General features: G+C 71.0%; 14 protein-coding genes. 9 read left to right on the forward strand and 5 right to left on the reverse strand.

The annotated features are described in order from the left end of the window. Nucleotides 1–46 precede the first annotated feature (46 nt). From ACK99Q_RS07330 to ACK99Q_RS07340, 3 genes are read right to left on the reverse strand one after another with little or no spacing between them, the layout of a single operon-like run. Nucleotides 47–766, reverse strand: coding sequence for a hypothetical protein (locus ACK99Q_RS07330; RefSeq protein WP_410185494.1), 720 nt, complete (start codon nucleotides 764–766; stop codon nucleotides 47–49). Continuing rightward, the gene (locus ACK99Q_RS07335; RefSeq protein ID WP_410185495.1) at nucleotides 763–2,322 is read right to left on the reverse strand and encodes a long-chain-fatty-acid--CoA ligase; all 1,560 of its coding nucleotides are present in this window, start codon (nucleotides 2,320–2,322) and stop codon (nucleotides 763–765) included. The genes ACK99Q_RS07330 and ACK99Q_RS07335 overlap by 4 nt, the downstream gene beginning before the upstream one ends. Beyond that, complete coding sequence (locus tag ACK99Q_RS07340) at nucleotides 2,319–3,287, reverse strand: winged helix-turn-helix transcriptional regulator (protein WP_410185496.1); 969 nt, start codon at nucleotides 3,285–3,287, stop codon at nucleotides 2,319–2,321. Before ACK99Q_RS07340 ends, ACK99Q_RS07335 begins: the two co-directional genes overlap by 4 nt. A 104-nt stretch (nucleotides 3,288–3,391) precedes the next feature. Between ACK99Q_RS07340 and ACK99Q_RS07345 the strand changes: the two genes are divergently transcribed. From ACK99Q_RS07345 to ACK99Q_RS07360, 4 genes are read left to right on the forward strand one after another with little or no spacing between them, the layout of a single operon-like run. After that, nucleotides 3,392–4,300, forward strand: coding sequence for an SDR family NAD(P)-dependent oxidoreductase (locus ACK99Q_RS07345; RefSeq protein WP_410185497.1), 909 nt, complete (start codon nucleotides 3,392–3,394; stop codon nucleotides 4,298–4,300). A gap of 11 nt (nucleotides 4,301–4,311) precedes the next feature. Beyond that, a complete protein-coding gene (locus ACK99Q_RS07350; RefSeq protein ID WP_410185498.1) occupies nucleotides 4,312–5,142 on the forward strand; it encodes a DUF1295 domain-containing protein in 831 nt (276 codons plus the stop codon). After that, nucleotides 5,139–5,993 (forward strand): acyl-CoA thioesterase, encoded by an 855-nt coding sequence (locus tag ACK99Q_RS07355; protein ID WP_410185499.1) that lies wholly within the window; start codon nucleotides 5,139–5,141, stop codon nucleotides 5,991–5,993. The genes ACK99Q_RS07350 and ACK99Q_RS07355 overlap by 4 nt, the downstream gene beginning before the upstream one ends. Then, nucleotides 5,983–6,828, forward strand: coding sequence for a thioesterase family protein (locus ACK99Q_RS07360; protein WP_410185500.1), 846 nt, complete (start codon nucleotides 5,983–5,985; stop codon nucleotides 6,826–6,828). The genes ACK99Q_RS07355 and ACK99Q_RS07360 overlap by 11 nt, the downstream gene beginning before the upstream one ends. 200 nt (nucleotides 6,829–7,028) lie before the next feature. Here the strand turns inward: ACK99Q_RS07360 and ACK99Q_RS07365 are convergent, their stop codons facing one another. Then, nucleotides 7,029–8,324 carry a citrate synthase gene (locus ACK99Q_RS07365; RefSeq protein WP_179422967.1) on the reverse strand — a complete coding sequence of 432 codons (1,296 nt, stop codon included), beginning with the start codon at nucleotides 8,322–8,324 and terminating at the stop codon, nucleotides 7,029–7,031. Nucleotides 8,325–8,559: 235 nt separating this feature from the next. On the opposite strand from ACK99Q_RS07365, the gene rplM reads away from it, so the two are divergent. The 5 genes from rplM to ACK99Q_RS07390 are packed head-to-tail and all read left to right on the forward strand — an operon-like array spanning nucleotide 8,560 to nucleotide 12,352. Then, nucleotides 8,560–9,003 carry a 50S ribosomal protein L13 gene (rplM, locus tag ACK99Q_RS07370; RefSeq protein ID WP_269303563.1) on the forward strand — a complete coding sequence of 148 codons (444 nt, stop codon included), beginning with the start codon at nucleotides 8,560–8,562 and terminating at the stop codon, nucleotides 9,001–9,003. A 20-nt stretch (nucleotides 9,004–9,023) separates the two neighbouring features. After that, entirely contained in the window at nucleotides 9,024–9,521 is a 498-nt protein-coding gene (gene rpsI / locus ACK99Q_RS07375; RefSeq protein WP_410185501.1) for a 30S ribosomal protein S9, read from the forward strand. 13 nt (nucleotides 9,522–9,534) lie between these two features. Next, a complete protein-coding gene (gene glmM, locus ACK99Q_RS07380; protein ID WP_410185502.1) occupies nucleotides 9,535–10,881 on the forward strand; it encodes a phosphoglucosamine mutase in 1,347 nt (448 codons plus the stop codon). Nucleotides 10,882–10,883: 2 nt separating this feature from the next. Then, nucleotides 10,884–11,342: a GNAT family N-acetyltransferase gene (locus tag ACK99Q_RS07385; RefSeq protein ID WP_410185503.1), complete on the forward strand. Its 459-nt coding sequence runs from the start codon at nucleotides 10,884–10,886 to the stop codon at nucleotides 11,340–11,342. A gap of 38 nt (nucleotides 11,343–11,380) precedes the next feature. Then, a complete protein-coding gene (locus tag ACK99Q_RS07390) occupies nucleotides 11,381–12,352 on the forward strand; it encodes a GNAT family N-acetyltransferase (RefSeq protein WP_410185504.1) in 972 nt (323 codons plus the stop codon). Nucleotides 12,353–12,427: 75 nt separating this feature from the next. Here the strand turns inward: ACK99Q_RS07390 and coaA are convergent, their stop codons facing one another. Next, nucleotides 12,428–13,378, reverse strand: a complete 951-nt coding sequence (gene coaA / locus ACK99Q_RS07395; RefSeq protein ID WP_179422977.1) for a type I pantothenate kinase — start codon at nucleotides 13,376–13,378, stop codon at nucleotides 12,428–12,430. Nucleotides 13,379–13,396: the final 18 nt, after the last annotated feature.

Here is a 13,396-nt window from a genome sequence, read left to right on the forward strand (position 1 = left end):
ACAGGGGCGGGACCGCGTCGGTCCCGCCCCTGTCGTTCGTCCCGGCTCAGTCCTTGAGGACGCGCAGCGTGACCTGGCCGAGGTCGATCTCCTCGGGCAGGCCGGCGCCGGCGGGCGTGGCGTGCACGTCGATGGCGCTCATCCGGGGCCGCTCGTCCTGGACGAAGCGCACGGTCCGCGAGCCGAGCTCGACGTTCGGGACGCCGTCCTTCTCCAGCACGGGCACGCGGAACACCGCGGCCCACCGCTCCGCCCGCGCGTGCGGGTCGGGCGTGGCCAGGTCGACCGCGACCACGTCGTCGATGTACGGGTCGGGCGACGGCGGGTGCTCGAGGTGGTCCCAGAACCACTCGTCGGCGTTCGGGATCTCGTCCAGCTCGACGAGCAGGCCCATGTCGCCCGGGTGCAGCTGGACGATGCGACGACCGTAGGCCTCGGCCTGGATGGCCAGGCGGACGCCGGCGGCCTCGATGGCCTCGAGGTGCGGGTCGAGGTCGGGGACCTGCACCGAGACGCAGTAGCCCGCGGTGCCGCCCACGCGGTCGAGCCACGCGTTGATGGAGGCCTGCTCGTTCAGCGGGCCGACCAGCTCGAGGTGGGCCTGCGGCCCGACCGGGATGGTCTCGTCGGCCAGGTGCATCTCCTCCAGCAGCGGGTCGGGGAACCCGGGCTCGAGGTGGAACGCCTCGCGCAGCTCGCGGCTCGTCGCCTCGAGGTCGCGGGCGCCGATGACGACCTGGCGCAGGATCGGGAAGGGGTGGGTCATCCGATGGTCCTTTCGGCCGCGGCCCAGTGCGGGGCGCGCAGCTCTCGCTTGAGGATCTTCCCCGACGGGTTGCGGGGGAGCATGTCGATGACCTCCACGGAGGTCGGGCACTTGTAGTGGGCGAGGTGCTCGCGGCAGAACGCGACGATCTCGTCGCGCGTCACCGTCTGGCCCTGCTTGGTGACGACGACCGCGTGCGGGGTCTCGCCCCAGCGCTCGGAGGGCACGCCGATGACGGCGACCTCCTGCACGGCCGGGTGCGCCATGAGGACGTTCTCGACCTCGGCCGGGTACACGTTCTCGCCGCCGGACACGATCATGTCCTTGAGCCGGTCCTTGAGGAACAGGTAGCCGTCCTCGTCGAGGTAGCCGGCATCGCCCGAGCGGAACCAGCCGCCGTCGAAGAAGGCGCCCTCGGTGGCGTCGGGTCGGCGCCAGTAGGAGCGCGTGACGTTCGCGCCGCGGACGACGACCTCGCCGACCTCGCCGGTGGGGACGTCCTTGCCCTCCTCGTCGACGACGCGGACCTCGGTCCCGGGCACGGCGCGGCCGGCCGACTGCAGCTTGCTGTCGGCGCCCGTGACGTGGTCCTCGGGACGCAGGATCGTCGTGACGCCGATCGTCTCGGTCAGGCCGTAGCTCTGCGAGAGCTTGGCCTCGAAGATCTCCTGCGAGCGCAGCATGACGGTCTCGGAGATCGGCGAGCCGCCGTAGACGAGGTGCTCGACGCTGGAGTAGTCCGCCGCGGCGGCCGCGGGGTTGGAGATGACCATCTGCATCACGGTCGGGACCATGATCACGTGGGTGGCGCGGTGCCCGACGAGCAGCCCGAGCATGCTCTGCGGGGTCACCTCCACGAACTGGATGATCTGGCCGCCGTGGGCCAGCGAGATGAGCGACCAGCCGCCCGCCGCGATGTGGTAGTACGGCGTCGGCACGAGGCTGACGGTGTCGGGGCCCACCTCGAACTGCGCGGAGAACGCCTCGACGGCGGCCAGCATCGCGTCGGACGTCGTCGTGACGCCCTTGGGCTTGCCGGTGGTGCCGGACGAGTACATGAGGGAGAGCAGGTCGTCTCCCGCCACGTCCTGGTGCGGGTCCTCGGTGGACTGCGCCGCGAGCCACGCCTCGTAGGCCTGCCAGCCCTCGGGCACGGTCGGCTCGCCCTCCTGGGAGAACACCAGGCGCAGCCCGTCGAAGTCCGCGGGGACGAGCGACGTCAGGTGGTCCTCGACCACGAGGACGGTGGGCTCGGCGTCCGACAGGATCCACGCGATCTCGTCCGCGGCGAGGCGGAAGTTCAGCGGGACCACCGCGGGCCCGGCCTTCGCCGTCCCGAAGAAGAGCTCCCAGAACTCGGTGCCGTTGCGGGCGAGGTAGGCGACGCGGTCGCCGCGCTCCAGGCCGTGGGCCAGGAGCCCCGCGGCGACCTGGTTGGTGCGGGTGTCGAGTTCGCCGTAGGTGACGGTCCGTCCCTCACCGACGATCGCGGACGAGTCGCGGTGCGACCGGCTGCTCGCGCGGAGGAGGTCCGCGACGGTGCGTGCTCCGTTCATGCTGTTCCTTCTTCGGGTGTGGTCCGGTCCTCGGTGACCGGGACGATCGTGATGGTGCCCGTGACCAGCGGCTGACGGCACTGGTCGCACGCGAGGTGCGCGACGAAGTCCTCGCCGCACGCCGTGTGGGTCTGGACGAGCGCGGGTCCCTCGGGCGAGACGAACCACTTCTCGGCCCAGTGCAGGGAGAGCGCGGTGACGGGGAAGAACGCGCGGCCCTTGTCCGTCAGGTGGTACTCGGGCCGGCCCGGGTGTCGGGCGTGCTGGCGCGACTCCAGCACCCCGAGGCCGACGAAGGCGCGCAGGCGCTCGGCGATGAGGGTCGGGGGAGCGCCGAGCGCGGACTCGAACTGGCTGAACCGGACCATGCCGCGGAACGCCGCGCCGATCAGCGCCGACGACCAGCGGTTCCCGAACAGCTCCAGGGTCTGGGGGTACTGCAGCGAGTCCTGGACCGAGTCGGGTCGCCGGCGCGTGGCCGACGCCGGGACCGAGCGCTCCCAGCTGCCGCTGGGTCCCCAGGCGGCTCGGATGTCCCGGGCCTCGACCGGGACCCCGCACGCCCGGCACGTCAGCAGGGGTGCGAACTCGGCGCCGCACGTGTCGTGGCGCCGGCGGGGGAGGGCCTCCCCGGCGGGGCCGGTCCAGCGGCGCTCCCACTCCCAGATGGCCAGCATCATCGGCCACAGGGTGCGGCTGCGCGCGGTCGGCAGGTACTCGGCCCGCAGCGGGTTGGTCCGGTAGATGCGCCGCTCGAGCAGGCCGTGCTCGCTCAGCTGCGTGAGGCGGTGGGTCAGCACGGAGTTCGAGATCGGCATGGCCCGGCGGAACTCGCCGTAGCGCGTCAGCCCCCGGGAGGACTGGCCGAGGATGAGCAGCGACCACTCGTCGCCGAGCAGGCCGAGCATCCTCCCCACGGAGTTCGTGCCGCCCGGCTCGAGCAGCGTGGGTCCCCCGTCGGTCATCGGCCATCCCTCGAAGTCGTCCGGCTCCCCGCGTGGGGACTTGTCATCTGCGTCACACCGTACTACAACTAACGGAGTATCTCTATCAATCGAAGTGAGGATTCATGAGTCGAGCCCTGGACGGCCGCGTCGCTGTCGTCACCGGAGGCGGCAAGGGCCTGGGACGCGCGTTCGCGCTGCGCCTGGCCGAGGCGGGAGCCGCCGTCGTCGTCAACAACCGCAACCGTCAGGTCGACGAGAACGGGCTCGGCCCGGCCGACCACGTGGTCGCGGAGATCGTCGCCGCGGGAGGGCGCGCCGTGGCCAACCACGACGACGTCGCCGACCCGGCGATCGGCGAGAGGCTGGTCGCCGACGCCCTCGAGCACTTCGGCCGGCTCGACGTCCTCGTCACGAGCGCCGCGGTCAGCGCACCGCAGATGGCGCACAAGACCAGTGCCGAGAACTTCGGGCAGGTCATGGCGATCAACGTCACCGGCACCGTGCTGCCCGCGGCCGCCGCGATGGCCCACATGCGCCAGGCCGGCTTCGGCCGCGTCGTCCTGATCGCGTCCACCGCCGGACTGCACGGCGAGACCACCGTCTCGGCCTACGCCGCGAGCAAGGGCGCCGTCATCGCGTTCGGCCGCACCGCCGCCGTCGAGGGTGCGGGCAAGAACGTGCTCACGAACGTCGTGCTGCCGTACGCCACGACGCAGATGACCGAGGCGGGCATGGACCCCCGTCACGCCGACCGCATGCGCTCCGACCTCGTCGCGCCGCTCGTCACCGCGCTGTCCTCGCCCGACAGCACGATCAACGGCCAGGTCGTCGTCGCCGCCGGCTCGGCCCTGCGCGCCGCCGACGCCGTCGAGTGGGGCACGGTCGGCTACGACGCCGACGAGCCGCTGGATCCCGCCGCCCTCGAGCAGCTGCTCGCGCGGTCGCGTGAGGGCGAGCCGCACACGTTCACCCACGCCCAGGACGCCTTCCAGAGCCTCGCCGCGGACCTCGCCGCGAGCCCGACCCCGTAAGAAGAGGACGCATGTTCGACTACCCGTGGGGCGACTTCGCCCTCAACCTGCTCGTCACCGCCGGCGCGGTGGTGGTGTTCTTCGCGATCGTCATGGCGATCGCCCAGCTGGTGAACGACCACTCCATCATCGACATCACGTGGGGCCCGTCCTTCGTGGTCATCGCGGCCGTGTCGTGGCTGATGTCCGCCGGCTCCGACGGCGACGACACCCGACGCCTCATCGTGTTCGCGCTCACCGCGATCTGGGGCCTGCGACTGGGCCTCTACATCGGCAAGCGGAACATCGGCAAGGGGGAGGACCCGCGCTACACGGCGCTGCTCCGCTCGCGCAAGGGTCGCCCCCTGATCCCGTTCCTCGTCAAGAAGATCTACGGGATGCAGGCCGTCCTCGCGTGGGTCGTCTCGATCCCCGTGCAGTTCGCCGTCTACGTCTCCCGCGGCGTCGACGCCCTCGTGATCGTCGCGATCGCGATCTGGACGATCGGCTTCCTCTTCGAGGCCGTCGGCGACTGGCAGCTCTCGCGCTTCAAGGCCGACCCGGCCAACGCCGGCAAGATCATGGATCGCGGCCTGTGGGCCTGGACCCGCCACCCGAACTACTTCGGCGACGCCTGCGTCTGGTTCGGCCTGTTCCTGCTGACGCTGGGCTCGGCGTGGGGCGTCCTCACGGTCTTCTCGCCGATCCTCATGACGTGGCTGCTGACCACGTTCAGCGGCGGCAAGCTCACCGAGAAGGGCATGCGCCGCAAGCGCGGCCCCGAGTTCGAGGCGTACGTCGCGCGCACGAGCTTCTTCTTCCCGCGGCCGCCCCGCAAGGTGGCCTCGGAGCCGAAGGCGTGACCACGTCGGTGGCCTCGCTCGGGTCGATCCTCGACCTGAGCGAGGCCGGCGACGGCGCCTGGATCGGTCACGGCGACGGCGTCGCGCTGCCGCAGCTCTACGGCGGCCAGCTCGTGGCGCAGTCGATCATGGCGGCCGGCCACACGGTGACGGGGCGCCTCGTCGACTCGCTGCACACGACGTTCCTGCGGCCCGGCCGGTCCGACCTGCCGATCCGCTTCGAGGTCGAGCGCCTGCGCGACGGGCGCCAGTTCTCGACCCGCGTCGTCGACGCGGTCCAGGACGACCGGCTGATCTGCCGCTCCACGATCTCGCTCGTCGAGCCGCGCGAGGGCCTGTCGCACTCGCGGCGTCGGCCCGAGAGCCTCACCTCCGAGGCCAGCACCGAGCTGCGCGAGCTGGCCGCCGCCGACGGCGGTCTGGGGGAGTACTGGGAGGGGTTCAGCGCCGTCGAGGTGCGGATCTCGCCCGAGACCGACGAGACCCCGCCGCACTCGGCCGCGCCCGTGCAGAACATCTGGATGCGCGTCGCCGAGGACCTCGGGGACGACCCGCTCGTCCACCAGGCGGCCATCGGCTACGTCAGCGACCTCATGCTGATGTCGATGGCGGTCGCACCGCACGGCCACCGGGCCGGGCGCGAGCGGTCGCTGGCCGAGCGCTGGAACGCGGTGTCCCTCGACCACGGGCTGTGGTTCCACCACCCGGCGCGCGCCGACGACTGGCTGCTGTTCGAGCACGCCACGCCGACGGCCCACGCCGGCCGCTCGCTCATCGAGGCCGCCGTGTTCGGCGAGGCCGACGCCCAGGCGTGCCACGTCGTGCAGGAGGCTTTGGTGCGTGAGAACTGAGCCCAGCACGCCCACCGGCTGCTACCGCCTGGTCGACCGCGGGTCGGACGGGCAGGACGGCGTGCGCGAGGCCTTCGAGCCGACCTCCGCCGCCGGCAGCCCGTGGAGCGACGACCTCCAGCACGGCGGACCGGTCGGCGCGGTGCTGACCCGCGCGATGCGCCTGCTGCCGCAGGCGGCGCCCGGGCGCATCGCGCGCACGACCGTCGAGATCCTCGGCCCGGTGGCGATGACCCCGATCGAGGTCACGGCGTCGGTCGCGCGGCCGGGGCGAAAGATCGCGCTGCTGTCGGCCGTGGCGTCCCAGCGCGGGCCGTCGGGCCTGCGGCCGGTGGCGCAGGCGTCGGCGTGGTGGCTGCGCACGCAGGACTCCTTCGACGTCGTGCACACACCGGACCCGCAGCCGCCCGCCCCGACGCGGGCCGAGCTCGACCGCGGCGAGCTCGGCGTCCCCGCCAGCTGGCGGCGCGGCTTCGTCGGCTCGCTGGAGTGGGCCGTGCGCACCGGCATCGGCCGCATCGACGGCCCGGCGATGGCCTGGGCGTCGATGCCCTACCCGCTCGTCGAGGGCGACACCGGCGACGAGCTCGAGCGCGCGATCGCGATCGCGGACGCCGCCAGCGGCGTCGGCTCGCGGCTCGACCCGGCGGACTGGGTGTTCATGAACACCGAGCTCACGGTGCACCTCGCCGACGCCCCCACGGGCGTCTGGACGGGACTGGTGGCGGAGAGCTGGATCGGCCAGGACGGCGTGGGCCTCAGCCAGGCCGTCCTGCACGACCTCACCCGCCCCGTGGGCCGCGTCGCCCAGACCCTCCTGCTCGAGCGCCGCTGACCCTTCCCCCGCCCCCCGGGCCGCGCTAGCCCCCTTCTCAACTTTTGGAACGCGTTGCACCGTTCTCGTCCACGGAACGGTGCAACGCGTTCCAAAAGTGGACCCCGGAGGTCGGACGGAGGCGCTGACCACTCCCCGGAAGCGGCGAAGGCCGCGAGCCCCTCTCGGGACTCGCGGCCTTCGCGGCGTGAGGACTCAGCTCACTTCCAGCGCTCGCTGGCCGGGGTGAAGTCCAGCTGGCGGGCACCGGTGTAGATCTGCTTCGGACGGGCGATCTTCTGCTCCGGGTCGTCGACGAGCTCGAGCCACTGCGCCAGCCAGCCCGACGTGCGGGGGATGGCGAACAGGACCGTGAACATCTCCGGCGGGAACTGCAGGGCCTCGTAGATCAGGCCCGAGTAGAAGTCCACGTTGGGGTAGAGCTTGCGCTTGACGAAGTACTCGTCCTCGAGCGCGATCTTCTCCAGCTCCTGGGCGACCTCGAGCAGCGGGTTGACGCCGGTGACCTCGAAGACGTCGTCGCAGGCCTTCTTGATGATCGTGGCGCGCGGGTCGTAGTTCTTGTAGACGCGGTGACCGAAGCCCATGAGGCGCTCGTCGCCGTTCTTGACGCCCTCGATGAACGCCGGGACGTTCTCCTTGGTCTTGATGCGCTTGAGCATCTTCAGGACGGCCTCGTTGGCGCCACCGTGCAGCGGGCCGTAGAGGGCCGCGATGCCGGCGCTGACGGCCGAGTAGGGGTCGACCTGGCTGGAGCCGACCGAGCGCACCGCGTTCGTCGACGCGTTCTGCTCGTGGTCGGCGTGCAGGATGAACAGCACCTCGAGGGCCTTGGCCAGGCGCGGGTCCGGGTCGTACTTCGGCTCGCTCATCCGGAACAGCATCGAGAGGAAGTTCTCGGTGTAGGACAGCTCGTTGTCGGGGTAGACGTACGGCTTGCCCTGCGCGTGGCGGAAGGACCAGGCGCCGAGGGTCGGCATCTTCGCGATCATGCGCACGATCTGCTCGTGGCGGATCTGCGGGTCCTTGATGTTGCGGGCCTCGGGGTAGAACGTCGACAGGGCGCCGACGCTCGACAGCAGCATGCCCATGGGGTGCGCGTCGTAGCGGAAGCCCTGCAGCTGGCTCTTGAGGTTCTCGTGCACGAACGTGTGGAAGGTGATCTCGTGCACCCACTGGTCGTGCTGCTCCTTCGTGGGCAGCTCGCCGTGGATGAGGAGGTAGGCCACCTCGAGGTAGGTCGAGGACTCGGCCAGCTGCTCGATGGGGTAGCCGCGGTACTCCAGGATGCCCTTCTCGCCGTCGATGTAGGTGACGGCGGAGCGGGTGGAGGCGGTGTTCGTGAAGCCCGGGTCGTAGACGGACAGGCCGGGGTCGTCGTCGGACTTGCCGATCTTGCCCAGGTCCGCGGCGCGGATGCTGCCGTCGGTGATCTCGACCTCGTACTCCTCGCCGGAGCGGTTGTCACGAATGGTCAGCGTCTGCTTGTCGGTCACGATGCGGGTCTCCTGTGACGTCAGAGAAGTAACGGTCGCGGGGGTGAGCGACCCACTCCAACCTAGTGTCCCCTTCGGCGCTGCGCGAGAGCAGGGTCACGTTCGGCCGACCCGTTTTGACCAGCGCAGGGGTCGCCGGGTAATCTGGGGAGTCGTTGTGTTGCGGCACGTCCTGCGTGCTCACCAACGCGAGTCCCGACTTCACAGATTTCGATTTGCAGCGAGAAGGTCATCCGTGCGTACGTACAGCCCGAAGCCTGCTGACATCACCCGTCAGTGGCACGTCATCGATGCCGAGGACGTCGTCCTCGGCCGTCTCTCGGTTGCCGCGGCGACCCTCCTGCGTGGCAAGCACAAGCCCACGTACGCGCCCCACGTGGACGGTGGCGACTTCGTCATCATCGTCAACGCCGACAAGGTCGCGCTGTCGGGCAACAAGCGCACCGACAAGAACGTCTACCGCCACAGCGGTTACCCCGGCGGCCTGAAGCAGATCGCCTACGGCGACCTGCTCGACAAGGACGCCCGCAAGGCGATCGAGAAGTCCGTGCGCGGCATGCTGCCGAAGAACCGCCTCGGCCGTCAGCTCATCACGAAGCTGAAGGTCTACGCCGGCCCGGATCACCCGCACGCCGCCCAGAAGCCCCAGCCGTTCGAGATCACGCAGATCTCCCAGTAAGCGAGAAGAGCAGGTTCATCGTGGCTGAGACCACCACCGAAGAGACCGAGTACACCACCAACGCCGAGGGTGTCGCCTACACGTCGGAGTCCGCCGGCGCGACCGCGACCGGAGAGATCAACTCGATCATCGCTCCCGGCTCCGCGACCGGCCGCCGCAAGGAGGCCGTCGCCCGTGTGCGCATCGTCCCCGGCACCGGCGTCTGGACCGTCAACGGCAAGCCGCTCGAGGAGCACCTGCCCAACAAGCTGCACCAGCAGATCGCCAAGGAGGCACTGGCCGTCACCGGTCTCGTCGACTCCTTCGACGTGATCGCTCGCGTCAGCGGTGGCGGCATGACCGGCCAGGCCGGCGCGCTGCGCCTCGGCGTGGCCCGTGCGCTCAACAACGTCGATGTCGACGTCAACCGTCCGACCCTCAAGAAGGCCGGCCTGCTGACGCGCGACTCGCGCATCAAGGAGCGCAAGAAGGCTGGTCTGAAGAAGGCCCGCAAGGCGCCGCAGTACAGCAAGCGCTGATCTGCCGGCGCGCATGGGCCGGATCTTCGGTACCGACGGCGTTCGCGGTCTGGCCAATCGGGACCTGACCGCCGAACTCGCGGTCGACCTCTCGGTGGCCGCCGCCCACGTCCTGGGCGAGGCCGGTGCCTTCGCCGATCAGCGCCCCACGGCAGTCGTCGCCCGCGACACCCGCGCCTCCGGAGAATTCCTGGAGGCCGCGGTGGTCGCGGGTTTGGCGTCTGCGGGGGTCGACGTCCACCGCCTCGGCGTGGTCCCCACGCCGGGTGCGGCGTACCTGACCTCGTTCCTCGAGGCCGACATGGGCGTCATGATCTCCGCCAGCCACAACCCGATGCCCGACAACGGCATCAAGTTCCTGGCGCGCGGCGGGGTCAAGCTCGACGACGACATCGAGGCAGCGATCGAGCAGCGGCTCGAGGAGCCGTGGGACCGTCCGACCGGCGCCGACGTCGGTCGCGTCGGTGACAGCCACGCAGGCCTGGGCGCCTACGTGCGCCACCTGCTCGACACGCTGCCCGCGCGGCTCGACGGCCTGAAGGTCGTGCTCGACTGCGCCAACGGCGCCACGCACGAGGCCGCACCCGACGCGTTCGCGCGCGCCGGCGCCGAGGTCATCGCGATCCACGCCGAGCCCGACGGCCTCAACATCAACCGCGACTGCGGCTCCACCCACCTGGACGACCTGCGTCGCATCGTGGTCGAGCAGGGAGCCCACGTCGGCTTCGCGTTCGACGGCGACGCCGACCGCTGCCTGGCCGTCGACCAGAACGGCGAGGTCGTCGACGGCGACCAGATCCTCGCGATCCTGGCCCTGCGCGGCCAGTGTGAGGGCACGCTCGCCGACGACACCGTCGTCGCCACCGTCATGAGCAACGTCGGCTTCACCCGGGCCATGGAGGCCGCCGGCATCACGGTGCTGCGCACCGCCGTCGGCGACCGCTACGTGCTCGAGGCGATGCGCGAGGGCGGCTACACGCTCGGCGGCGAGCAGTCCGGCCACGTCATCATGAGCCGACACGCCACCACCGGCGACGGCACCCTCACGGCGCTCCAGCTGGCCGCCGAGATGGCCGAGTCCGGCCGCACGATGTCAGAGCTCGCCTCGGTCATGCAGCGGCTGCCGCAGGTGCTGGTCAACGTCGGCGGGGTCGACCGCGCCGGCGCCGCGAGCCACGAGGTCGTGCTGGCCGAGGTCAAGGCCGCCGAGGCCAGGCTGGGCGACTCCGGCCGCGTGCTGCTGCGCCCCTCGGGCACCGAGCCGCTCGTCCGGGTGATGGTCGAGGCGCCCACCTCGCAGGAGGCGCAGGACATCGCCGACCACCTCGCCGAGGTCGTCCGCACGAATCTCGCCATCTGACCGTGGTCACCGTCGAGGCCGGAGGGCTCGAGCGCGACGACGTGCACGCACTGCTGGCCGAGCACCTGGCCGACATGTTCGCCACGAGTCCGGCCGAGAGCGTGCACGCGCTCGACCTCGGTGCGCTCCGGCACGAGGGGATCAGCTTCTTCACGGTGCGGGAGGACGGCCGGCTGCTGGGCTGCGGCGCGCTGAAGGACCTCGGCGGCGGTCACGGCGAGATCAAGTCGATGCGCACCACCGCCGCGGCTCGAGGCCGGGGCGTGGCCACCACGATGCTCCAGCACCTGCTGGACACCGCGCGCTCCCGCGGCCTCGAGCGGCTCAGCCTCGAGACGGGCTCCGAGCCCTACTTCGCCGCGGCCCGTCGCCTCTACGTGCGGCACGGCTTCGAGGAGTGCGAGCCGTTCGCGGACTACGTGCCCGACCCGAACAGCGTCTTCCTCACGCGCGTCGTCTGACCTGTCGCCCGGCGGCGGTCCGGTGCGAGAATGCGCGCATGGGCGCGACCATCGAAGTCCTCGACCCCACCGACCACGGCAGCTTCGTGGAGTTCCACGACGTCTACCAGCGCTCGAACGAGCGCGACATCGACCAGCCGTGGTCGGCCGACGAGCTGCGGGTGATGCTCGTCGGCGACGCCTACGAGCGGTGCGACTCGCTGCTGCTGCGCGACGGCGAGACCGTCGTCGCGGTGGCGCTGGCGGTGCTGCCCGAGCGCGACAACGCCTCCACCGCGTTCGTCGAGGTCTGGGTGCCGCCGGAGCTGCGTCGTCGAGGCCACGGCACGGCGCTGCTCGAGCGCATCGAGCTGCGGGTGACCGAGGACGGGCGCGACCAGATCCTCACCGAGACCCTGCGGCCCATCGACGCGGAGACCGGATCGGGACGCGAGTTCATGCTGGCCCGGGGCTACGCGCCCGACACGACGATCGTGCAGCGCGAGCTGCGGCTGCCGGCCGACGTGCCGCCCGCCGACCCGCGCGACGGCTACACGCTCGCCGGCTGGCGCGGGGTCCCGCCGCGGGAGTGGCTCGACCAGTACGCGCGGCTGCGCTCGCTGCTCAACCAGGAGGCGCCGTCCGGCGAGGTCACGCTGGAGAACGAGTTCTGGGACGCCGACCGGCTGCTGCACGAGGTCGAGCAGTGGAAGCGTCAGCGCCGTGTCGCCCACACGGTCGTCGCCGTCGCGCCCGACGGCTCCCTCGCGGGCCACACGCAGCTGCTGTTCCCGCACGAGACCCCCGAGGTCTACCAGTGGGACACGCTCGTCCTGCCCGAGCACCGCGGCCACGGCCTCGGCCTCTCCCTCAAGCGCCAGGCCATGCGCGACGCGAGCGACCTGCTCGCCGGCCGGAGCCGCATCGTCACGTGGAACGACGCGCAGAACGTCAACATGATCGCGGTCAACGAGGCGCTCGGCTACCGCGCCACCGCCTGGGCCGACCAGTGGGTCAAGCACCTCGCCTGACCCGAGATGTGCTCCCTTTTCTACCTTTCAGCAGTCCTGAGAGGTAGAAATTGGAGCACATCTCGGCAGCAGCGGTCAGAGCTTGCGGAGCCGGACCCACTGGACGCTGTGGTCGGCGGACTTGCGCAGCACGAGGTCGGCGCGGCCGCGCGTGGTGGCCACGTTCTCGCGCAGGTTGGGCCAGTTGATGGTGTCCCACAGCTCCTCGGCACGCGTGACGGCCTCGGCGTCGGTCAGCGTGCTGTAGCGGTGGAAGTACGACGCGGGATCGGCGAACGCGGTCTCGCGCAGGCGCAGGAAGCGGCTGATGTACCAGCGACGGATGTCACGGCTGTTCGCGTCGACGTAGATCGAGAAGTCGAAGAAGTCGCTGATCGCCAGGCCCGGGGAGCCGTCGCCGCGCAGGCGCGGGGGAGCGAGCACGTTGAGGCCCTCGACGATGAGGATGTCGGGGCGCTTGAGCGAGACGGTCGCGTCGGTGCGGTCGTAGGTCAGGTGGTCGTAGACCGGAGCCTCGATGTGCTCGGCGCCGCTCTTGGCCTGCATGACGAAGCGCAGCAGGGCCTTGCGGTCGTACGACTCGGGGAAGCCCTTGCGGTGCATGATGCCGCGACGCTCGAGCTCGGCGTTCGGCAGCAGGAAGCCGTCGGTGGTCACGAGGGCGACGTGCGCGTGGTCGTCGTGCTGGGCCAGCAGGTCGCGCAGCAGGCGGGCGGTCGTGGACTTGCCCACGGCCACCGAGCCGGCCAGGCCGATGATGAACGGCACCCGGTCGGGCTGCGGGTCGCCGAGGAAGCGCTCGGTCGCCCGGTAGAGCGCCTCGGCCAGCCGCACGCGCAGGCTGATCAGCTGCGTGAGGGGCACGTAGACCTGCTGCACCTCGTCGAGGTCGAGCTCCTCGCCGAGGCCGCGAACGCGCTCGATCTCCTCGCCGGACATCGGCTGCACGGCGTCGCGCGCCAGCTCGGCCCACGCCTTGCGTTCCAGCTCCACGTACGGGGAGGAGTCGCGTGACATACCGACCATTGTTGCCAGCGGTGCCGC

It is taken from the genome of Aeromicrobium sp. MLTX1, assembly GCF_046452335.1.
Lineage (GTDB): Bacteria > Actinomycetota > Actinomycetes > Propionibacteriales > Nocardioidaceae > Aeromicrobium.

Excerpts from the sequence above, each read along its gene's own strand:
- ACK99Q_RS07335 (WP_410185495.1), bottom strand. The coding sequence starts at position 2,322 with ATGAACGGAGCACGCACCGTCGCGGACCTCCTCCGCGCGAGCAGCCGG.
- glmM (WP_410185502.1), top strand. The coding sequence starts at position 9,535 with ATGGGCCGGATCTTCGGTACCGACGGCGTTCGCGGTCTGGCCAATCGG.
- coaA (WP_179422977.1), bottom strand. The coding sequence starts at position 13,378 with ATGGTCGGTATGTCACGCGACTCCTCCCCGTACGTGGAGCTGGAACGC.
- ACK99Q_RS07340 (WP_410185496.1), bottom strand. The coding sequence starts at position 3,287 with ATGACCGACGGGGGACCCACGCTGCTCGAGCCGGGCGGCACGAACTCC.
- ACK99Q_RS07330 (WP_410185494.1), bottom strand. The coding sequence starts at position 766 with ATGACCCACCCCTTCCCGATCCTGCGCCAGGTCGTCATCGGCGCCCGC.
- ACK99Q_RS07350 (WP_410185498.1), top strand. The coding sequence starts at position 4,312 with ATGTTCGACTACCCGTGGGGCGACTTCGCCCTCAACCTGCTCGTCACC.
- ACK99Q_RS07390 (WP_410185504.1), top strand. The coding sequence starts at position 11,381 with ATGGGCGCGACCATCGAAGTCCTCGACCCCACCGACCACGGCAGCTTC.
- ACK99Q_RS07345 (WP_410185497.1), top strand. The coding sequence starts at position 3,392 with ATGAGTCGAGCCCTGGACGGCCGCGTCGCTGTCGTCACCGGAGGCGGC.